At 55.0% G+C, this 20294-nt stretch carries 20 protein-coding genes and 2 tRNA genes; 13 read left to right on the forward strand and 9 right to left on the reverse strand.

The window, feature by feature from the left end; all coding sequences use genetic code 11:
• The 8 genes from F8I07_RS00515 to F8I07_RS00550 all read right to left on the reverse strand — a co-directional run.
• On the reverse strand, window positions 1-1089 hold a 1089-nt coding region (locus tag F8I07_RS00515), incomplete at its 3' end, for an AMP-binding protein (protein ID WP_292654331.1).
• A 154-nt stretch (window positions 1090-1243) separates the two neighbouring features.
• Window positions 1244-1870 carry a 3'-5' exonuclease gene (locus tag F8I07_RS00520; RefSeq protein ID WP_292654333.1) on the reverse strand — a complete coding sequence of 209 codons (627 nt, stop codon included), beginning with the start codon at window positions 1868-1870 and terminating at the stop codon, window positions 1244-1246.
• A 193-nt stretch (window positions 1871-2063) separates the two neighbouring features.
• Window positions 2064-3890, reverse strand: a complete 1827-nt coding sequence (locus tag F8I07_RS00525) for a DUF294 nucleotidyltransferase-like domain-containing protein (protein WP_292654336.1) — start codon at window positions 3888-3890, stop codon at window positions 2064-2066.
• 218 nt (window positions 3891-4108) lie between these two features.
• The gene (locus F8I07_RS00530; protein WP_292654338.1) at window positions 4109-5986 is read right to left on the reverse strand and encodes a sodium:solute symporter family protein; all 1878 of its coding nucleotides are present in this window, start codon (window positions 5984-5986) and stop codon (window positions 4109-4111) included.
• 10 nt (window positions 5987-5996) lie between these two features.
• The gene (locus F8I07_RS00535) at window positions 5997-6251 is read right to left on the reverse strand and encodes a DUF4212 domain-containing protein (RefSeq protein WP_292654340.1); all 255 of its coding nucleotides are present in this window, start codon (window positions 6249-6251) and stop codon (window positions 5997-5999) included.
• 143 nt (window positions 6252-6394) lie between these two features.
• Complete coding sequence (locus tag F8I07_RS00540; protein ID WP_292654342.1) at window positions 6395-7060, reverse strand: response regulator transcription factor; 666 nt, start codon at window positions 7058-7060, stop codon at window positions 6395-6397.
• Window positions 7041-8696 (reverse strand): cache domain-containing protein, encoded by a 1656-nt coding sequence (locus F8I07_RS00545; protein ID WP_292654344.1) that lies wholly within the window; start codon window positions 8694-8696, stop codon window positions 7041-7043. Before F8I07_RS00545 ends, F8I07_RS00540 begins: the two co-directional genes overlap by 20 nt.
• Before the next feature lie 135 nt (window positions 8697-8831).
• A complete protein-coding gene (locus tag F8I07_RS00550; protein WP_292654347.1) occupies window positions 8832-9863 on the reverse strand; it encodes a bifunctional 3,4-dihydroxy-2-butanone 4-phosphate synthase/GTP cyclohydrolase II in 1032 nt (343 codons plus the stop codon).
• Between the two features lie 156 nt (window positions 9864-10019).
• Between F8I07_RS00550 and F8I07_RS00555 the strand changes: the two genes are divergently transcribed.
• From F8I07_RS00555 to F8I07_RS00570, 4 genes are all read left to right on the forward strand, one after another.
• Window positions 10020-10094, forward strand: a tRNA-Gln gene (locus tag F8I07_RS00555).
• A 38-nt stretch (window positions 10095-10132) separates the two neighbouring features.
• Window positions 10133-10209, forward strand: a tRNA-Met gene (locus F8I07_RS00560).
• Between the two features lie 187 nt (window positions 10210-10396).
• Window positions 10397-10714 carry a hypothetical protein gene (locus F8I07_RS00565; protein ID WP_292654350.1) on the forward strand — a complete coding sequence of 106 codons (318 nt, stop codon included), beginning with the start codon at window positions 10397-10399 and terminating at the stop codon, window positions 10712-10714.
• Entirely contained in the window at window positions 10714-11556 is an 843-nt protein-coding gene (locus F8I07_RS00570; RefSeq protein ID WP_292654352.1) for a nucleotidyl transferase AbiEii/AbiGii toxin family protein, read from the forward strand. Before F8I07_RS00565 ends, F8I07_RS00570 begins: the two co-directional genes overlap by 1 nt.
• Window positions 11557-11736: 180 nt before the next feature.
• Here the strand turns inward: F8I07_RS00570 and F8I07_RS00575 are convergent, their stop codons facing one another.
• Entirely contained in the window at window positions 11737-13029 is a 1293-nt protein-coding gene (locus F8I07_RS00575) for an MATE family efflux transporter (RefSeq protein ID WP_292654355.1), read from the reverse strand.
• 64 nt (window positions 13030-13093) lie between these two features.
• Here F8I07_RS00575 and F8I07_RS00580 point away from each other — a divergent pair, with 64 nt between their 5' ends.
• The 9 genes from F8I07_RS00580 to clpX all read left to right on the forward strand — a co-directional run.
• A complete protein-coding gene (locus tag F8I07_RS00580) occupies window positions 13094-14209 on the forward strand; it encodes an MlaE family lipid ABC transporter permease subunit (protein WP_292654358.1) in 1116 nt (371 codons plus the stop codon).
• Complete coding sequence (locus F8I07_RS00585; protein WP_292654361.1) at window positions 14210-15016, forward strand: ABC transporter ATP-binding protein; 807 nt, start codon at window positions 14210-14212, stop codon at window positions 15014-15016.
• On the forward strand, window positions 15009-15941 hold the full coding sequence (locus F8I07_RS00590; RefSeq protein ID WP_292654363.1) for an MlaD family protein: 933 nt from the start codon (window positions 15009-15011) through the stop codon (window positions 15939-15941). The genes F8I07_RS00585 and F8I07_RS00590 overlap by 8 nt, the downstream gene beginning before the upstream one ends.
• Window positions 15938-16519: an ABC-type transport auxiliary lipoprotein family protein gene (locus tag F8I07_RS00595; protein ID WP_292654365.1), complete on the forward strand. Its 582-nt coding sequence runs from the start codon at window positions 15938-15940 to the stop codon at window positions 16517-16519. Before F8I07_RS00590 ends, F8I07_RS00595 begins: the two co-directional genes overlap by 4 nt.
• 16 nt (window positions 16520-16535) lie before the next feature.
• Window positions 16536-16877, forward strand: coding sequence for an FUN14 domain-containing protein (locus tag F8I07_RS00600; protein WP_292654366.1), 342 nt, complete (start codon window positions 16536-16538; stop codon window positions 16875-16877).
• A gap of 229 nt (window positions 16878-17106) precedes the next feature.
• Window positions 17107-18195, forward strand: a complete 1089-nt coding sequence (locus tag F8I07_RS00605) for an epoxyqueuosine reductase QueH (RefSeq protein ID WP_292654367.1) — start codon at window positions 17107-17109, stop codon at window positions 18193-18195.
• 39 nt (window positions 18196-18234) lie between these two features.
• Window positions 18235-18741, forward strand: coding sequence for a 3-hydroxyacyl-ACP dehydratase FabZ (gene fabZ, locus F8I07_RS00610; RefSeq protein ID WP_292654370.1), 507 nt, complete (start codon window positions 18235-18237; stop codon window positions 18739-18741).
• Window positions 18742-18746: 5 nt separating this feature from the next.
• Window positions 18747-19538 carry an acyl-ACP--UDP-N-acetylglucosamine O-acyltransferase gene (gene lpxA / locus F8I07_RS00615; protein ID WP_292654371.1) on the forward strand — a complete coding sequence of 264 codons (792 nt, stop codon included), beginning with the start codon at window positions 18747-18749 and terminating at the stop codon, window positions 19536-19538.
• On the forward strand, window positions 19528-20294 hold a 767-nt coding region (gene clpX, locus F8I07_RS00620; RefSeq protein ID WP_292654373.1), incomplete at its 3' end, for an ATP-dependent Clp protease ATP-binding subunit ClpX. The genes lpxA and clpX, both read left to right, overlap by 11 nt.

Raw genomic sequence — 20294 nt, forward strand, 5'->3', positions numbered from 1 at the left:
CTTGTGCAGGACCCGAATGGCGGTGGGAGCGGTGTAGAACTGATTGATCCGCAACTCTTCGACCATCTTCCAGGCCCGTCCCGCATCGGGATAGGTGGGGACTCCTTCGAACATCACGGTGGTGGCTCCCGCCGCCAGAGGACCGTAGACGATGTAGGTATGGCCGGTGATCCAGCCGATATCGGCGGTACACCAGTAGGTGTCGTTCTCCTTGACGTCGAAGACCCACTCCATGGTCATCTGGGCCCAGAGGATATAGCCCGCCTGGGAGTGCTGCACCCCTTTGGGCTTGCCGGTGGATCCGGAGGTATAGAGGAGGAAAAGAGGATCTTCGCTCTCCATCACCTCGGGTTCGCAGGTGTCAGGCTGATTCTCGATCATCTCGTTGTAGCTGTAGTCCCGGCCTCCGATCCAGACGACATCTTCGTTATTGCGCTGGACGACCAGGACTTTCTCGACGCTGGGGCACCCCTCTTCCAGGGCCAGGTCGACGACAGGCTTGAGCATATAGGGGGCGCCTTTGCGGTAAGCCCCGTCGGCGGTGATGATCACCTTGGCCTCGGCATCCTGGATCCGGTCCCGCAGCGCCTCGGCACTGAAGCCGCCGAAGACTACCGAATGGATGGCCCCGATCCGGGCGCAGGCGAGCATGGCGTAGGCCGCCTCGGGGATCATCGGCATATAGAGAACCACCCGGTCGCCCTTTTTCACACCGAATTCGTTGCGCAGGAGGTTGGCCATGCGGTTGACTTCCCGATAGAGGCGCAGATAGGTGATGATCTGCCGATCCCCCCGGTCCCCTTCAAAGATGATCGCCGCTTTGTTTTTACGCACTTCGATATGGCGATCGATACACTGCTGCGTCACATTGAGCTTGCCGCCGACGAACCATTTGTAGAAAGGGGCGTCACTTTCATCCAGGACCTTCTCGTAGGGCTCGATCCAGTCGATCTTCTCCCTGGCCCAGTGGTCCCAGAATCCCTCGTAATCCTCTTTGGCCCACTCCATGAGCTCGTTGTACTCACACATGTTCTTGATCCGGGCCTGCTTGGCAAACTCTTTGTTGGGGTAGTATTTCTCTTGCAGCATTGTGCTTCCTCCTTGAGTTTTTGTCGTATCTTTATACTATATCATAGGATAGATTTATAGCGAAAACATAGCAAAAGTATCGGACAATGGGCCTCCCGGCTCCGGCACGCGACCGCCTGTTCCCAATGGTAACAGCGTCACCTTTCAGGTTCGATCAGGAAAAGGCCCCTTTGTACTCGGGGATCGTTTTGAGCTTGAGATAGATCAGTGCCGACATGACGGCATCGTTGAGGGCATCATGTTTGCCCAATGCGGGAAGGTCCAGCGCCTTCATGATCGTATCGAATTTGAGATCGACAAATTCGTGAGGAGAGTGTTTACGATAACGGCGATAGTACATCTCGCTCAGTTCGATCAGCTCGTTGGGGAGGTCGATCCCCAGCAGACGTCGGGTATAGGCACTCAGCATCCGCTGATCGAAGCGGATATAGTACCCTGCGACGGGACGGTTTCCGATGAAATCCAGCAGTCGGGGAATCACCCTCTCCGGGGGCTCTCCGTGCTCGATATCGATCCGGCGGATCCCGTGGATTTTGATACTCTCCTCGCTGATCCTTCTCTCAGGCTTGAGCCAGGCTTCGAAAGCGTCACTGAGCAGAATCCGGTTTTGGCGCACCTTCACCGCCCCGATGGAGAGGATCTCATCCTTTCGGGGATCCATCCCGGTGGTCTCAGTATCCAGCACCACCACCTCGTCTCCCTGGTAAGGTTCGAAAAGATGGGCGTATTTGGGATCTTTGAGGCGGTGTTTCTGCCAGGCCTTTTTGAGGGAAGAGATCATATTCTCGCTCCACGAGAAAAAGTGATGAATGATGAATGATGAATGATGAATGATTTCGGTTGGCGTTGCTTGGCAACGCCTTTTTTCAAACAACAAAGAGGGGCGAAGCCCCGTTCAAACGGCAAACGACGATTTAAAATACTGCCGACTGCCGAATTCCCCAATGACCAGTGACCAATGACCAATGACTTCATTAACTCGGCAACCTGTCCAGCTCGAAATGTCGGGTGATGAAGCCTTTGAACCGCTCGACGATCTCCAGGGAGTCCCGCAGCAGATCACGCTGGATTTTGCTCAGGTCCTTGCTGTGAATGATATTGTCCGGGGTTTTGCCCTCCTCGATCGCTCTGAGTTGGACGCCGAGGCGCAGATAGCTCAGGGCGTCGAAGGCTTCGATGAGCTCCCGGGCGAAGGACTCCTGCAGGATCTTCCGGCGGGTCAGCTCCTTGATGCGTTCGACGGTGGAGAGAGCTTCGATACGGTACTTCAGCGCCAGGGAGCGAACCCCCTGCACCACCGGGAAGATTCCTGCTTTTTTGATATCAATGTGCCGATCGCGATGCAGCAGTGAGCTCCAGATTCCCACCGGAGTCTCGAAAAGCAGCGTCAGTCGGGCGAAAAAGGCCATATAGATATCGTTGCGCTCATCGAAACGGCTGAAGAGATAGGCCTTGACCTCTTTGAGCAGCTCTGCATCCCCAGCAACCGCCTCGGCATCGAAAAAGATGGAGAAGTGCATGAAACTCTCTTCGTCCGGCGAATCGATCCAGCGGTCGATCTCTGCTTTGAACTCCTGGACATTGCGTCTCCAGTAGGGATTGGTCACCATGATCTTTCCGGGGCACTCGGGATAGCCGAACTCGAGCAGTGCTGCACTGATCCGTTCCGTATAGGGGACAAAGAGCCCGGGATCTACTCCATCCCGGATGAGAAGCGCATTGTCCTGATCGGTCCGGATGATCTGTTCGCCCCGCCCTTCGCTCCCCATGACCAGCAGCGCACACTCCGTCCGACGCTCCTCGGGCAGGATCATCTCGAAGAGCCGGGAGAAGACCTTTCGATTGATCTCCGAAATCAGTTTGGCGATGTAGCGGGCCTTGAGCCCCTGGGCGTAGAGGCGCCGGACGATGGTCAGATAGCCGAGACTGGCTTCCCTCAGCTCCTCCAGAGTCCGTGCTCTTTCGATCTTGACGGTGATGAGATGGGAGTGGTTGGCGAAATAGCTCAGTATGTCGATCTGTTCCAGTATCCCCAGGAGTTTTCCTTTCTCTGTCACCCCCAGGCGTTTGATGTTTTTGCGGATCAGCGTCAGGTAGGCGTTGAAGAGAAAATCCTCCCGATCCACGGTCAGAAGCGGAAAGTGCGCCACAGAGCCCGTCGGAAGAGTCAGGTCGAGAGTACCCTCCGCCAGCATCCTTTTCAGGTCACTGTCGGCGACGATTCCGTAGTCGCCTTCCCCTCCTTCTACGATGATCTCACTGCGTCCCATATCGACGGAGAGTCGGATCGCCTCCTGCAGCGGTGTCTGCCGCTCCACCAGACAGGGAGGATGCCAGTAGCTCTCGCTGACTCTGACGGTCATCCAGTCACCCATACCCGAATCGAGCTCCCGCCGCTTGAGATGTTCGATCCTCTCCACGATATCCATCAGGTAGAATCGACGGAATTTTTCGCACCCCTCGAAGAGCTTCATGAAGCTCTCCCGGTCGATCTCGTAACAGATCAGATCCTCGCTCACCACGTAGTGCCAGTCACAGCGCCCTTCCAACAGGGCGTCGGCGTCGAAACTGTCCTTCTCGCGATAGATACGAACCACTGCATCGTTTTCATCCAGAACCTTCACCTCTCCCTTGATGACGATATAGAACAGCTCCACCTCCGCACCGCATACCGTCAGGGATGTTTCGGCAGGATAGAAGGCGATATCGATCTTGCGGATCAAATCGTCAAGGAGTTCGTCAGAGAGTTCGTCGAAAGGGTGGATGGAGCGGAGGAAGGCTTTCTGATCGTTGAAGCTCAAGGGAGTTCCTTGTCATTGGTGTATTGGTCTATTGGTTATTGGGGAGCGCCTTCGGCGCAGTCACAAGTCGCAAGTCTCAAATCGAAAGAATAGACAAGCGATTGTTTTCTGATCTACCGAAATCGAGGCTTCAGCGCCAAAACCTAACGTAACTCCCAGTAACCAATACACAAATATACCAATATACCAATTACAGTTCGGCCCAAGGGGCCTGAGTCTTAATGATCGTGCGCCTCTCCGGCACCTCGGGGGATGCGGATGTTGTCGACCATCTCCTGGATGTGAGCGGGCGGCTCCGCGGTCATTCGGGAGATGATGAATGCCACAATGAAGTGCAGCACCATTCCAATGGTTCCGATCCCCACAGGAGCGACACCGAAGAGATAATCTTTGGGGTCGCCGCCCATAAAGACAAAATAGACGATATAGGCGAAGGTAAAGATCAGACCGGTGCTGATACCGGCGATGGCTCCTGCCTTATTCATGCGTTTGTCGAAGATCCCCAGGATGATCGTGGGGAAGAAGCTCGCCGCCGCCAGTCCGAAGGCGAAGGCGACCACCTGGGCGACGAATCCCGGCGGATTGATCCCCAGGTATCCGGCCACCGCGATCGCGGCGATGGCCGAGATCCGGGCCGCCAGCAGCTCCTGTCGATCGCTCAGTTTCGATTTACCGGTGGTGGGATCCTTGAACATGACCCGTCCCAGCAGATCGTGGGAGATGGAGGAGCTGATAACCAGCAGCAGACCGGCAGCCGTGGAGAGGGCCGCCGCCAGACCTCCCGCCGCGATCAGGGCGATGACCCAGTTGGGCAGGTTGGCGATCTCCGGGTTGGCCAGGACGATGATATCCCGGTCGATATAGACTTCATTGTCGAAGGGCTTGTGCCCGGCGGGCGGCAGCGGGTTGGTGGTCAGACGATGCCCGTCGGGTGCCCGTTTGTGATCGTCAAAATGGGGCTTGCCTTTGGGGTCCTTGAAGGCTTTGCCGGCGGCATACTGGATCTTGCCGTCCTTGTTGCGGTCGTTCCAGGCCAGCAGGGATCCATCCTCCCAGGTCTTGAACCAGCCGCCGTGGTTGATCCGGCCGTCGGCCTGCTTGACCCCTTCGGTGACCCACTGCTTGTAGGGGACGTTCTGGACCCGGTCGATGATGTTGACCCGACTGAAAGCGGCCACTGAGGCGATGGTGGTGTAGAGGATCGCGATGAAGAAGAGTGCCCAGCCGGCAGAGGCCCGGGCATCCCGGACACGGGGAACCGTAAAGAAGCGGACGATGACGTGGGGCAGCCCGGCGGTTCCGACCATCAGTGCCACGGTCAGCATGAACATGTTCCAGATGTTGCCGGGCATGGTGTAGGCGTTAAAGCCCAGATCGGTGACCGCCTGGTCCAAGGCATGCATGAGGAAGGTCCCCGCCGGTATGGTCTTGACCCCGTCATCGAAGGCAAAGGTGGTAGTCCCGAAGATTCCCAGCTGGGGAAGGAAGGTATCGGTAACCATCAGCGACAGAAAGATCGCCGGAATCAGATAGGCGACGATCATCACCATGTACTGGGCGACCTGGGTGTAGGTGATCCCTTTCATTCCGCCCAGAACCGCATAGATGAAGACGATCACCATTCCGATGATGACGCCGGTGTTGACATCCACCTGCAGGAAGCGGCTGAAGACGATTCCGACACCCCGCATCTGCCCGGCAACGTAGGTGAAGGAGATGAAGATGACGGCAATGACCGCGACGGTCCGGGCGATATCGGAGTGGTAGCGGTCTCCGACAAAATCGGGCACGGTAAATTTGCCGAACTTCCGCAGATAGGGAGCCAGGAGCAGGGCCAGCAGGACGTAGCCGCCGGTCCAGCCCATCAGATAGGCGCCGCCGTCACTACCCTTGTAGGCGATGATCCCCGCCAGGGAGATGAAGGAGGCCGCCGACATCCAGTCTGCGGCGGTCGCCATGCCGTTGGCCACCGGATGCACCCCGCCGCCGGCGACGTAGAAATCTTTGGTACTGGCCGCTTTGGCCCAGATGGCGATGACGATATAGAGTGCGAAGCTCACCCCGACGAAGAGGTATATCAATGTTTGCAGATCCATGACTTACCTCCTATTCGTGGACGTCATATTTTTCGTCGATCTTGTTCATCCACTTGACGTAGATGTAGATCAGGATGACGAAGACATAGATCGATCCCTGCTGAGCGAACCAGAACCCCAGTTTCACCCCGCTGATCTCGATCTGATTCAGCTGATTGATAAACAGAATACCTGCGCCGTACGAAACGATGAACCATACGGTCAGGAGTTTCAATATCGCGGAGATATTCTCCTTCCAGTAGGCTCGTGCCTTTTCCTCGGTCATGTTCCCTCCTTTTGTTTGTTTGCCTCGATGAGACAGTATGGGACAGCTTCATGGTAAAAAACCAAAATAGCAAGAACATAGCATGGGAACTTTGGAAGCAGAATTTGACGAAAAAATTATGAAGCTGGGTAGGAAGGTAACAGTCAGGATTCCATACGCCGCATCCGGTAACCGATCCCCTTGATGCTTTCGATGATCTCTTCTTTGAGCTCTTTGCGGACCCGGTGCATCTCGGCACGGATCGTGGCATTGTCGATGGGGGCATCGTCCCAGACATAGTGACGGAGCATTTCGAAGTCGACGATGCGGTTGAGATTGGTTGCCAGCAGGTCGATGATCTGAGCCTGGCGACGGCTCAGAGGCTGATCCTCCCCCTTATAGAGGAGCTGCCGGCGATTGGGGTCGTAGCGGTACTGTTCGCTGATGGTCAGCAGATGGCAGGTGCTCAGGTCGGCGATCCGCATGAGGCGCTCGATATGGAGGGTCAACTCTTTGAGATGAAAGGGCTTTTTGAGGTAGTCGTAGCATCCCAGTTCGTAGGCTCGCGAGATCTGCTCGATTCGGGTAATGGCACTGATAAAGATCGTCGGGATCTGAATCTGTTCACCGATGAGTCGTTCCAGGAGACTCAACCCGTCAATTCCGGGGGTGTTGATATCGAAGACGAAGAGATCATACTCCCCTTTTGTGATCGCCTCGTAGGCATCTTCGCCGTCCTCGTAGGCATCCACTTCGTAGCCCGACTCCCGCAAATACTCCCGAATCGCCTCCTGGAGCATCCGCTCATCCTCAAGCAGCAGTATGCGCACGTTTCGCCTCTTTCATGGAAAAATGATAGCGAAAGACTGTGAGGTCATGGTCGGAGCTCACCGCTACCCTCACACCGTTCTTTTCGCAGATACTGCGGACGATCTCCAGCCCCAGGCCGAAACCTTTGACTTTGTCGTCCTCCCTATGAAAGGCATCGAAGATCCGCCGGGTGTCACTGATGGGCTGCCGGGAGCAGGAGTGGAACTCCAGAAGCGTCTCCTCACCGCGACGCCGGAGGATCACGGTGACGACAGTGTGATCCCGGGCGTATTTGATGGCGTTGGAGAGGTTGTTGTCGATGATCCGTTGCAGTTCCACATCACTGAAAAGTAGTGAAATGCCCTCCTCGATGCGTTCCCGGATCTCCAGTCGGTTTCCCTGGGCGATCTCGCGGAAAAATCGGATCCTTTCCCGGAGGAAATCGCTGAAATCGAGTGTGGTTTTTTCATACTCGAAACGGTTCTTTTTGACCATATAGCTCAGGTCGTCGTAGATGGTGGCGATCATCTTGGCGCCGGCCTCTATTTTGGCCAGGTAGCGGTTTTCTCCCAGTTTCATCCTGTAGATATCAATATGGTTCATGATCACCGCCAGCGGTGTATTGATCTCATGGATCGACTGCCGGATGAAACTGTCCTGGGCCCGGATCAGCGCTTCGCTCAGGGCCTTTTCCTCTCTCAGGAGTCGATTGCGTTCTTTGAGATCCGCGGTTTTTTCGGCCACCTTCTGTTCCAGCGAAAGATTGATCTCCCAGAGTTTGTTCTTTCGCCGATGGATCTCGCTCACCATGGTATTGATGGAGTCGACCATGGGACGGAACTCACTCAGCCGGACACGTTCTCTATCGATCAGGATATGCTGTTTGGCCGCCAGGTCGAAATGACGGTTGAGCCGGTCGATCTCTCTGCGGATGATCCGGTTGAGCATCCGCACCCCCAGCAGGCCGATGAGGGCCAGGACCGCCATCAGCGCCAGGATTTTTCCGACCGTTCCCAGTGTCTTCTGGCGCAGGGCCTCCCGTTTTCCGGCGATCACCTTCTCCACCTCGTCCAGATAGACGCCGGTGCCCACCATCCACTTCCAGGGTTCGAAGGCCCGGGCATAGGAGATCTTGGGGCTGGGAGTACGGCTGGTGGGTTTGATCCAGGTATAGCGGACGAAACCGCCGCCGGGACGACGGGAGACGTCGATGAGCTGCCGGATCACCTGCACGCCGTCGGGATCGCGGAAACGGTAGAGATTTTTCCCCACGTTGTTCCGTTGAACCGGATCGCTCAGGCAGGTTCCGTTGAAGTCGTAGACAAAGATATATCCCGTGCCGTCCCGTCGTCCGTAGAGCCGTTCGATGGAACGGATGATCTGGTTTTGAAGCGCCGGCTCCTCCATCCGGCCATGCTGTTCTTCATAGGTCCGGGAGATAAAGCGCAGGACCCTGGAGGTATCGAAGTGAATCTGTTCTTTCTGTTCTTTGATATATTCGCTGCGGAGTCGTTGGGTCTCCCGGCCGAAATCGAGGTATTCGATGTAGATCGTGATTGCTGTAAAGAGCACCACCAGCGCGAAAAGGGCGGAGAGACCGATCAGGTAGATCGAGGGGATAGAGCGTCGGGCAAAAATTGCATCGAGATTGATCATGGCGATCCCCTCACCTGCCAACAGATTCCGGTTCCGGGATCGACGGCTGCAACCGGCCGCTTCGCTTTATGGTCCATGCGAATGATTATAACGAATCGCTCCGGCTGCTCTTACTGTTCCAATTCCCCTGATCCTTTATCCGATATCGATCTTGTCCACAACATCCAGTCCGAAGCCGCTCAATCCGACAAACTCGGTCTCCATATTGGTGGTCAGGAGTTTGATGCGGCGAACGCCAAGGTCCTGGAGGATCTGGGCCCCCACGCCGATCTCCTTGGCCTGTTCCTTGGAGACGGTCTTGCTGTCGAGAAAGATCAGAAGACCGCCGTTGCGCTTGAGATAGTCGATACTGTTGAGCATGGCCTGATAGCGTTTTTCGTCCAGCAGCAGCTCGATATCGGAGCCGATATTGTGGAAACGGACGTTCTCGGTCTCGTGGATTTTGTAGAACTGGATGACGGTGTGGATTCGGCCCAGGTGGTCTTCGTAGCGGATCTTTTCCACCTTGGTCCCCTGGAACTCCGTCTCTTCCTCGTCCAGCCGTTTGACCAGCTTTTCGTTTGCCAGTCGGTACTCCACCAGATCGGAAATATAGACGATGGGCATCTCGTGCCGGGCAGAAAACTCCCGCAGATCGTCCCGGCGGGCCATGGTACCGTCATCTTTGATGATTTCGCAGATCACCGCCACGGGGGCCAGCCCCGCCAACTTGCAGAGATCTATGGAGCCTTCGGTGTGGCCGGTGCGTACCAGAACGCCCCCGTCTTTGGCGATGAGGGGGAAGATATGTCCGGGACGCACGAAATCTTCGGGCCGGCTCAGCGGCGAGGCCAGCAGGCTGATGCACTCGCTGCGCTCCGCCGCCGAGATTCCGGTCCGGGCATTGGCGGCGTCGATACTGACAGTAAAGGCGGTCTCGTGCTGGGAGTCGTTGCGCTCCACCATGGGCACGAGATCGAGCCGCTGGGCGATCTCCCGGGTCACGGGAGCGCAGATAAGCCCCCTGGCCTCCTTGGCCATAAAATTGACCATCTCCGGGGTGCTGAAGGTGGCGGCATAGACCAGATCCCCTTCGTTTTCCCGGTCCTCATCGTCCATCATGATGACCATCTGACCCTTTTTGATGGTTTCGATCGCTTTTTCTACGCGTGCTATCGCTTCCGACATCTTCTATTGTCCTTCTAATTAGTGGTGGCCATTATAACGTATAGAGCCGGGAGGAGAAAGAAAATATCGCAGATTTTCCTCCAAAACTCTTGACAAACAAAGAACTTTGCTCTATAATGCCGTCCACATAAACGAACGAGTTTATGTCCCAACGTTTGGGGTATCGCCAAGTGGTAAGGCAACTGGTTTTGGTCCAGTCATTCGGGGGTTCGAGTCCCTCTACCCCATCCATTTGGATCTTCGGATTCAAATACCTTCTCTTCAACGGACGCGGGATAGAGCAGTCCGGTAGCTCGTCGGGCTCATAACCCGAAGGTCGGGGGTTCAAATCCCTCTCCCGCAACCAATTCAAACTCCCATAAAATCTAACTTTCAAGCGTTTTAACTACTCAACGATTATTTAGCGATGTCACCATCACTGTCACCACGCGTGGTGACACTCTTTTTGAAGGGGTCAAAGCTGCGCGGAAAAAAAGATGCAGCTATGAATGTGTTACAATAGTAAAAAATTATACCGATGAAAGGAGGCGGTCATGCTGCGCTACCGACGACGCAACTCTACCGAACCGATGCCTACACCACAGGGTAGCCCCGTGCACGCACTGGTGGGTTTTTGCAACTATTCCTATGACCGCAGAGGGCATGTAGATACACCGATGCTGCGCGCTCTCCTTTCGTCTTTCAACGAATCGTACATCTACCTCTATTTGAGAATTTTCAACGAAGCCAATCCTACTTTATTGCGCTCTTTCATGGAGCGTGAGCAGATCAACCCTTCCAATCTGCTGCATATTTATCACATCCTCCGAGAGAGAGGATACGACTTGAGAGATCTTCCTTCGCTACTGTAATGTCCTACGACTTTTCCACTCAAAAAGAACTTTTTCATATCGCTTATGAGATTTTGCAAGATTACGGTGTTTCCGACTGGTCTTTCGGTGGCGGTACTGCGCTCTCTTCGCTCTATTATGGTCATAGAATGTCTTATGACATCGATATATTTTCAGAAGATTACAGCGGCATACAAACAATCATCGCAGCCCAAAAGGAGATCACGCAAAACCTCGGTATAAGCGAATTGGAAGTTGATGCCTCACCTACCGGTATCACCTTTTACCTTGAGGGTGGTAAGCTTAAGATCGATTTTGTCTATTCGCCAGCACTTACATCCTCGGCTTACAACTATCGGAATGTATTCGGTATAGAAAACATCAAGGTGCAAACGCCGCAGGAGATCATCGCCAAAAAACTCAAGTTCCGAGAAAAAGCCACGATTCGCGATTTTGTCGATTATGCCGTTACCGAAGAAAAAGAGAAAATATTGACAAAGCTCAAATCGGAAGCGATAGTCGATATGGAGCGATATTTTGACATGATCGAAAAGTTTGATCGTTTGGAAGCCGAAGCGTTCAATCAAGAACTCAAACTGCTATTACCGCGGCGTGCAGTATGCAAAGATGATTTTGCCCATTCAATCCACAATATCATGAAACCGGGCAAAACGATCCAGGTAGCCCTCGATCCTTCCGGTGAAGTCGTTGCCTTCGATGAGTTCATCCCCGCCTACCAAGAGCATTACGCTCCGATCGGTGAGCTTGAGATCTACACGATCCCAAACACGGGAATGGACTACAAGGAGCTGATGAGGCTTGAAAAAGCTCAAATTTTACGCTTGGCATCTAATGTTGTTTAATTTGGTGCGACTTGTGGTGACATTTTTTGATTTCATTCGATGTAGCGGCCTTTGAAGAGCCTCTCATAACTGAGGCTCGGAGGTTTAAATCCTCCTGCCGCAACCAATCAAAACTCCGAAAAAAACGAACTTTCAAGCCTAAAATATCAAATACCTGTTGCAGCAAAATCAAAACATTTTTCAGTGCAACTCCCACTTTTTACGCCGGAACATCCACCACTGCAGGACTCCCCGATAGAGGAAAAAGCCCATAAAGGCTATCCAGAGTGCCCGGTCCAGCGGGAGGAAACGCTCCAGCAGCCAGTCACTCCCCAAATAGAGCAGCGTAGCGCTTAAAACGGCGTTGCGCATGGCCCGTACGGCGGTCATTCCGATGAAGATCCCGTCGTAGATAAAAGCGGCGAAAGCCACCAAAGGAAGCAGTGCCGCCAACGGCAACAGCGCTACGGTGCGTTCTATGACCTCTGCCTGATCGGTAAAGATTCGGATGATCCACTCTCCAGCGACCGCATAAACCAGACTGAAAAGCAGGGCCAACCCTCCGCCCCAGGTCAGGGAATATCGTACCGCCTTTTCAAAATGCGGACGATCCTTTGCCCCGTAGTAGCGCCCCACCAGGCTTTCTGCGGCATTGGCGAAGCCGTCGATGGCAAAACTCATCCAGATCATGAACTGCAAAAGCAGGATCATCACCGAGAGGGTCACCTCCCCGCCCTTGGCTGCCCGGGCATAGAAATAAGCCAGAGAGAAGGTTAGCGCCAGCGTTCGGATGAAGATGTTGCGATTCACATGAAAAAACCGCTGCAGTGCGTCCCAGTGCAGCAGTTCTCTCCAAGCGACCCGCCGCAGGAATCCGCGATAGCGGCCTGTCAGCCACAATGCGTAGATCAGCCCCGCATACTGGGCGGCCACCGTTCCCCAGGCCGCTCCGGCAATGCCCCAATTGAGCATCTTGACGAAATAGAAGCTCAAGCCGACATTGACCAGATTGACTAGCAGCGTCACGTAGAGGGGGTAGCGGGCGTTTTGGACGCCGAAGAAAAATCCCGTGGAAACATAGAGCAGCAGTACAGCCGGGGCCGTCAGTATCCTGATGGAGAAATACTCCCTGGCCAGAGCGTAATACCCCGGCTCCACATTCATCAGAGTCGCGGCAAGTTCAAAGATAATATTACTAAATATTAGCATGGGAAGCGCCAGGAAAACCGCCAGAATCACCGCCCGGTAGAGGGTCGCACTCAGGATGGATCGTTCCTCCGCACCGTAAGCCTGAGCCACCATTCCCGTCGTCCCCATTCGCAGAAAACCGAAACTGCTGTAGAGAAACATGAAGATCATCCCTCCGATCCCAAGTGCCGCGAGGTGAGCCGCAGAGAGATGGCCCATCAATGCCGTATCGACGGAACTGATCAAGGGTACGGAGATGTTGGCCAGGATATTGGGCAGGGCCAGCCGCAGAATCTCCCGGTTCATCCGCCCCTCCCCTATTTTTGTTTGGGATTTTAGCGCAAAATCCAAAATCCGATATAATCCCTTTATGAATCCGAGTCCCCTTGAAGTCCGCAAGAATGGGCAAGAGACCACGATCTACTGTTCCGGTGAGTGGATCCTCGATGAAGCCCGCCGTATCGAAAAGGAGATCACGCAGCTGACTCCGCCTCAGACAACGCGCTGCTTCATCGACTTTCATGAAGTGACGAAGTTCGACAGTGCCGGGATTTTGCTGCTTCTCCAACTCAGGGAAGCTATGAAAAAAGCGGGGCACCCCTGTGAAATCATCGGACTCGATGAGAAACAGAGCAAAATGCTGCGGCTCATTGAACGGGGCTACGGAGAGGAACCGCTGCCCAAACGCCGTGAAACGCTTCTCTGGCGCATTGGCAAAGCTACCCTCGATGAGCTGGGAGTGATGCGGGACTTTTTCCATTTTCTGGGAGAGCTCTCCATCCGGACATTGGGGCTTTTTGTCAATCCTTCAAATTTCCGGATCCGCGAAACCGTCTATCACATCGAACACTCGGGGGTCGACGCCCTGTTTATCATCGGGCTGACCGCCTTTCTCGTAGGGTTGGTGATCGCCTATGAGAGTCTGGTGCAGCTGATGCAGTTTGGAGCCGACATCTACGTGGTGGACGGAATCGGCATCGCCATTACCCGGGAGTTGGGCCCGATGATCACTGCCATTGTCATCGCGGGGCGCAGTGCATCGGCCTATGCTGCTGAGATCGGAACTATGAAAATTACTGAAGAGATCAGTGCTATGCGGACCATGGGATTCGATCCCTTCTATTTCCTCATCATTCCCCGTATCCTCGCCCTGATGATCGCCCTGCCTCTGCTGATCTTCTTTTCGGATATCACTGGAATCCTCGGAGGGATGATTGCCACCAAGGCCCAGGTGGATATATCTTTCTCCTTCTTCATCAATCGGCTTCAGGAGGTTCTGGCGGCCAAACACTACATCTTGGGAATCGTTAAAGGTCCCTTTTTCGCTCTCATTATCGCCGCTACGGGCTGCTTTCACGGCTTCCGGGTGACGGGGGACACCGAGAGTATCGGCATCGAAACCACGGCCAGTGTCGTGCATGCGATCTTTTTCGTTATCGCCTGCGACGCCCTCTTTGCCGTCATCTATACGCAGCTGGGATACTAAATGGAACCGGTCATCGAGATGCGCGATATCCATACCCGGTTTGGGGATACCGTGATCCATGACGGCGTCAATCTGACCGTCAATCCTGGAGAGATCTACGGGATTTTGGGAGAGAGCGGCGCCGGCAAATCGGTCCTAGTCAAAGAGATCATCATGCTGCTTCGCCCCACCTCCGGCACCGTCCGGGTCCTGGGCAAAGATTTGGCCCGGATCAACTATCGCGAACAGCAGGAGCTCCGGCGCAGTTGGGGGGTGCTCTTCCAGTTCGGGGCCCTCTTCACCTCTCTGACCGTCGCCGAAAACATTGCCCTGCCGCTCAAAGAGTACACCAGCGTCCCCAAATCGCTGCGGGAGAAGATCATTCGGGAGAAGCTGGAGATGGTCGGGCTCCACTCCCGGGCAGCCTCACTCTATCCGTCGGAGCTCAGCGGCGGAATGATCAAGCGGGCCGCTCTGGCGAGGGCGTTGGCCATGGATCCCAAGCTTCTCTTCCTCGACGAGCCTACTTCGGGACTCGATCCCATCGGGGCCAGGGCCTTCGACCGATTGATCGTCGATCTACGCGATGCCCTGGACATTACGGTGGTAATGATTACCCACGATCTCGATTCCATCTTTACCATTGTCGACCGGATGGCCGTTTTGGCCGACAAGCATGTGGTGGCCGAAGGAACGCTGCAGGAGGTCTTGGCCTCCGATCATCCCTTTGTGGAACGTTTCTTCAAAAACGAATATATCTCCAAACGTTTTATGGGTAAAATACCTCAAGGAAATTCAAGCAAAAAGGCCGGGGAGTCAGATGTATAGCAAAATCAACTATACGATGGTAGGGGTATTTGTACTGCTCTTTACCCTGCTGGCTCTCGCCTTCGGTTTCTGGCTGGCCAAATACGGTTTTGAAGAGAAATACGACTACTACTATCTCTATTACAATGAACCGGTCGACGGGCTGACGCTCGATTCATCCGTCAAACTCAAAGGGGTCGACGTCGGCAAAGTGACCGCCATCGAGATCGACCCGAACAATATCGAACGCATCCGGGTCACGATCCGACTCAAAGAGGGGACGCCCATCGTCAAAGGGATGTATGCCCTGCTCAAACTCCAGGGGATCACCGGATTGAGCTATGTCCAGATCGAAGGGGGCAAACGCGGCGCTCCGCGTCTGAAGGCTTCTGCAGGAAAGATCCCGGTGATTCCCACGCGAGAGTCGTTGATCCATCAGCTCAGCCAAAAAGCCCCGGAACTTTTGGAAAAACTCCAGAGTGCCTCCGACGCCCTGGAGAAGATTTTCTCCGAACACAACCAGCGTCAGATCACCCATATTCTGGACAACACTGCCGCGGCCACCGCCAAAGCGACCCAGGTGGAAGATCGCCTTCTTGCTCTCGGCGACGACTTCAACCGGACCCTGCGACATTTTGACCGCAAGGCCGCGGAACTGACCGATTCCGTTCAAGGGGTCACCCGAACCCTCAACGAAAAACTCCCCAAATTGCTGGACAATGTGGATCAGGCCGGGCAGAATGTCGCCCAACTCGCCCGAGGGATCGACCGTCGTCTGAAGCGGGGTGATTACGATCTACGCAAGATGATTCGCCCCATTCAGATCGATATCCATGAACTCAGCTACAGCTACCAGGAGCTCTCGGAGGATCTCAAAGCCCTGAGCCGGCACCCCTCTTCCATCCTTTTCGGTGCCGGCCATCCCCCCAAAGGACCCGGTGAATGATACGATCTCTTAAACCCCTTTTACTCACGGCAGTTGCGCTCTTTTTGGCGGCCTGTAGCAGCCGGACTCTGCAGATGTATACGCTCTCGGCCGAGGCGCCGCTTCCGCATGTACCTCCCCGGTTTACTTCCCTCCGGGTCGACTACCCCAAAGGGATCGAAGACACCATGGGGACCCGGATCTATTTCAGCCGTAGCGATCTGACCCAATCCTACTACAGCTACAGCCAGTGGAGCAAATCCCTCAACCGGATTCTCATGGCCAATCTCATCGAGACCCTGCAACGCAGCGGTCTAGCGAGAACGGTTCTCGATTACGCCTCGGAGGCCGACGCCGCCTATGAATTGGAGAGCACCGTCTACCGCTTCGAACATCGCATTACCGCTCAGGGCTCCTACGCCGATGTCTCCATCGGTCTGCGCCTGCTGCACAGCAACGACCGTCATCTGATCGCCGCAAAAGTTTTCAACTACCGTATCCCCTGCCCCAGCACCGATGCCGCCGGTTTCGTCAAAGCGGCCAACGAGGCTGTCTCCCGATTGGGTACCGATATGATCCGGTGGCTGGCAAAACAGTGAAAGGTATCGTAACTCCATGGATGAAAACCTGACCCAAACGATCACCGACAAACTCCCCGGACTCCCCTGGCTGGAGATGGGCAGCGGTTTCCTGATGGGACTGGCCGTCGGCTATTTTCTCAAAAAGAGTTTCAAAATCCTGCTCTTGCTGATGGGACTGACGATTACCGTACTTTTCGTCCTGGAAAATCAGCATATCGTCAGCATCAACGAATCGGGACTCTCCCACACCGTCTCTCAGGGAAGCGAGCTTTTCAAGCAGTTTGCCGACTTCCTCAAAGCCCGCCTCTCCCGCCTCAACATCGCCGGCGGTGCCTCGGCCGTGGCCGGATTTTTTGCCGGGTTGAAGATGGGATGAAATTTTTTAGTCATCCGTTTCTCATTTCTCATTGCTCATTTCTCATTCGAAAAGTCGGCAGTCGGCAGTCGGCAGTCGGCAGTATTTCAAATAGAAACTGTTGCGAAGCAACACAAACCGAAATCATTCACCACTCACCATTCACCATTCACCGGAAGGCAGAGCTTTCGGTTCCTCACTCCTCACTCTCCACTACCCACCGGACTAACACGCTCTTCAGGAGAAGTCCATGTTAGTTCATATCTGCTGCGCCGTCGATAGCCACTATTTTCTCCAGAAGCTCCGCCGGGACTATCCTGACGAGCGACTGATCGGCTTTTTTTACGATCCCAATATCCACCCCTACAGCGAATACCGCCTTCGTCTGCTGGAGGTAGAGCGAAGCTGCCGGCAACTGGGAATCGAACTGATCGAAGGTCCCTACGACTATGAAGCATGGATGGACGCAGTTAGGGGACTGGAGAACGAACCGGAGAAGGGAAAGCGCTGCGCCGTCTGTTTCGACCGGCGTTTTGAGGTCAGCGCCGCCAAAGCGGCGGAGCTGGAGGAGAGATGCTTCACCTCGACCCTGCTCACCTCTCCAAAAAAATCCCTCAAACAGCTCCGGGAAGAGGGAGAAAGGCTTGCAGAACGCTACGGGCTGGAGTTCGTCGCTCCCGACTACCGCAAAGCCTCGGGAACCCAGGAACAGAATCTCATGGCCAAAGAAGCCCGGCTCTACCGTCAGGACTACTGCGGTTGCCTCTTCGGCCTGACGATCCAGCGCCAACAACAGGAGAAACTGGCCGACGAGTTGATGGTGCCGATCTCGGGTCAGATTCAGCCCGAGTCGATCGAAGAACGCCTGACACTCTATGAAAAACGCATAGAGCTCGAAGAGCGGGGAGTTCCCTACCAAATCGTCAAAGAACGTTTTCTGAACTGGCGGCTGCTCTGGGGAGTGTTGCGGGTCCGTAAAGAGCCCGTTCCCGCCCATGTGCTTCCTTATTCCACCCTCAAAAAAGAGTATACCCGCGGTCGGGTGGACGGAACCTGGGGGGCACTGGCGCTGATGAACCGAGATGAAGTGAAGTTCATCACGCTTGCCGATTACAACCGGCACACTGGACGCAGCTATCCCGACGTCACTCATCTCATTTTCGCTCCACCCCCTTTTGATGAGGAGCTCACACTGCGCCGCAAACTACTCCCCAATCCCTATGATCTCAGTGCCCTCTTGGTCGTGGAATCCATCCCTGACAACAAGATAGAGATCACTCTCCAGACCCGTCTCTTTGAAGACGTCCGGGAGCGGTTGATCTTTCACGACGAAAGATAAACAGCTTCTTTACCTTCTTTCGATAAAATATTGCTCATTATGCTCCGGACCCTTCTCCGGAGGCAATATTCTGCCGAAAGGTTGCTTGTGTCACAAACGCTTTACAACGTCATCGAAATCCAGAAGATTCTGCCCCACCGTTTCCCCTTTTTGCTGGTGGACCGCATCACCGCTCTTGAACCCGGTGTCTCCATCGAGGGGTACAAAAATGTCTCTATCTCCGAACCAGTTTTCCAGGGCCACTTTCCTGACCACCCCATCTACCCCGGCGTCATGATCATCGAGGGGATGGCCCAAGCCGGCGGCGTGCTGGCCTTCAAAAGCATGGACGAGAGGGGCCAGGAGGCGACCCAGGACAAAGTCGTCTACTTCATGAGCATCGACAAGGCCAAATTCCGCTCTCCCGTCACTCCCGGGGACCGGCTGGTCTACCGCCTGAATGTCCTCAAGAGTAAAGGGGCTATCTGGTTCCTGGAAGGCAAAGCCTATGTGGATGAGAAACTGGTGGCGGAAGCCCAGCTCAAAGCGATGATCGTCGACAAGTGAACCCAGTGAACGCCATCCATCCCACCGCCCTCGTCGCCCCCGAAGCCACCCTCGGCCGCAACGTCACCGTCGGAGCCTATACGGTGATCGGGCCCGATGTTACCATCGGGGACGGGACCGAGATCGGCAGCCATACCCTCATCGAAGGGGAGACACATATCGGACGCAACAACCGGATCTTCTCCCATGCCGTCATCGGCTCGATCCCCCAGGATCTGAAGTATCGCGGGGAGAAGGTGCGCCTCGAGATCGGAGACGACAACATCATCCGGGAGTTCACCCTCATCAACCCCGGGACCGAAGGGGGCGGCGGCGTCACCCGCATCGGCAACGGCAACCTGCTGATGGGCTATGTCCACGTCGCCCACGATGTGATCATCGGCAACCGCTGTATCCTGGCCAATGCCGCCACCTTGGCCGGCCATGTGGAGCTGGGAGATCATGTGGTCATCGGCGGAATGACCCCGATCCACCAGTTCGTCCATATCGGTGACTACGCCATGATCGCCGGGGCCAGTGCCCTGAGCCAGGATATTCCCCCCTTTTGCCTGGCCGAAGGCAACCGGGCCCATCTGAGGGGGCTCAACCTCACCGGACTACGCCGCCAACTCGACCGGGAGACTATCGATGCCCTCAAACAGGCCTATCGCCGGCTTTTCGAGAGTGGGGAACCTCTGCGGGAGAGCGCCGAAGCCCTCCTGACCGACCAGGAGAATCCTGCCGTCGAGAAACTTTGCCAATTCATTCTGGAATCCCAACGGGGGATTCCCTTCAAAAGGAAAAACAATGTCCAATAAAAAATGCAGTTTCTGCGGAAGTCTGGAACGGGAGGAGAACCCTCTCATCGCCGGAAACAATGCCTACATCTGCTCCAACTGCGTCATCTCCGCCTACAAAATCCTCTTCGGTGAAGAGGAGCATCAGCCGGCGACCGAGTTCAATCCCCGGTTGCTGACCCCCAAGGAGCTCAAGGCCCTGCTGGATGAGTATGTCATCGGCCAGGAAGAGGCCAAAAAGACCCTCTCCGTCGCTGTCTACAACCACTATAAACGCCTCTTCAAACATCTGGAAGACGACGAAACCGAAGTGGCCAAATCCAATATCCTCCTCATTGGCCCCACCGGAAGCGGCAAAACACTGCTGGCCCAAAGTATCGCCCGCTTCCTGGATGTGCCTATCGCCATCGCCGATGCCACCAACCTGACCGAGGCCGGCTATGTCGGCGAAGATGTGGAGAATATCCTCACCAAACTCCTGATGGCCGCCGACGGCGACGTGGACAAGGCCCAGAAAGGAATCGTCTTTATCGACGAAGTGGACAAAATTGCCCGGCTGGGAGAAAACCGCTCCATCACCCGGGATGTCTCGGGAGAAGGCGTCCAACAGGCCCTGCTCAAGATCATCGAAGGCTCCGTGGTCAACATCCCGCCCAAAGGGGGACGCAAACACCCCAATCAGGACTTCATCCAGATCGACACCTCCAATATCCTCTTTATTTGCGGGGGAGCCTTTGACGGCCTCAACGAGATGATCAAGCGCCGTCTGGGCGGCAA

The organism is Nitratifractor sp., assembly GCF_015487065.1.
Taxonomy (GTDB): Bacteria; Campylobacterota; Campylobacteria; order Campylobacterales; family Sulfurovaceae; genus Nitratifractor.

Excerpts from the sequence above, each read along its gene's own strand:
- F8I07_RS00545 (WP_292654344.1), bottom strand. The coding sequence starts at position 8,696 with ATGATCAATCTCGATGCAATTTTTGCCCGACGCTCTATCCCCTCGATC.
- fabZ (WP_292654370.1), top strand. The coding sequence starts at position 18,235 with ATGCTCCGGACCCTTCTCCGGAGGCAATATTCTGCCGAAAGGTTGCTT.
- F8I07_RS00535 (WP_292654340.1), bottom strand. The coding sequence starts at position 6,251 with ATGACCGAGGAAAAGGCACGAGCCTACTGGAAGGAGAATATCTCCGCG.
- F8I07_RS00520 (WP_292654333.1), bottom strand. The coding sequence starts at position 1,870 with ATGATCTCTTCCCTCAAAAAGGCCTGGCAGAAACACCGCCTCAAAGAT.
- F8I07_RS00565 (WP_292654350.1), top strand. The coding sequence starts at position 10,397 with ATGCTGCGCTACCGACGACGCAACTCTACCGAACCGATGCCTACACCA.
- F8I07_RS00605 (WP_292654367.1), top strand. The coding sequence starts at position 17,107 with ATGTTAGTTCATATCTGCTGCGCCGTCGATAGCCACTATTTTCTCCAG.
- F8I07_RS00575 (WP_292654355.1), bottom strand. The coding sequence starts at position 13,029 with ATGAACCGGGAGATTCTGCGGCTGGCCCTGCCCAATATCCTGGCCAAC.
- F8I07_RS00585 (WP_292654361.1), top strand. The coding sequence starts at position 14,210 with ATGGAACCGGTCATCGAGATGCGCGATATCCATACCCGGTTTGGGGAT.
- F8I07_RS00550 (WP_292654347.1), bottom strand. The coding sequence starts at position 9,863 with ATGTCGGAAGCGATAGCACGCGTAGAAAAAGCGATCGAAACCATCAAA.
- F8I07_RS00595 (WP_292654365.1), top strand. The coding sequence starts at position 15,938 with ATGATACGATCTCTTAAACCCCTTTTACTCACGGCAGTTGCGCTCTTT.
- F8I07_RS00600 (WP_292654366.1), top strand. The coding sequence starts at position 16,536 with ATGGATGAAAACCTGACCCAAACGATCACCGACAAACTCCCCGGACTC.
- F8I07_RS00580 (WP_292654358.1), top strand. The coding sequence starts at position 13,094 with ATGAATCCGAGTCCCCTTGAAGTCCGCAAGAATGGGCAAGAGACCACG.
- F8I07_RS00530 (WP_292654338.1), bottom strand. The coding sequence starts at position 5,986 with ATGGATCTGCAAACATTGATATACCTCTTCGTCGGGGTGAGCTTCGCA.
- F8I07_RS00570 (WP_292654352.1), top strand. The coding sequence starts at position 10,714 with ATGTCCTACGACTTTTCCACTCAAAAAGAACTTTTTCATATCGCTTAT.
- F8I07_RS00590 (WP_292654363.1), top strand. The coding sequence starts at position 15,009 with ATGTATAGCAAAATCAACTATACGATGGTAGGGGTATTTGTACTGCTC.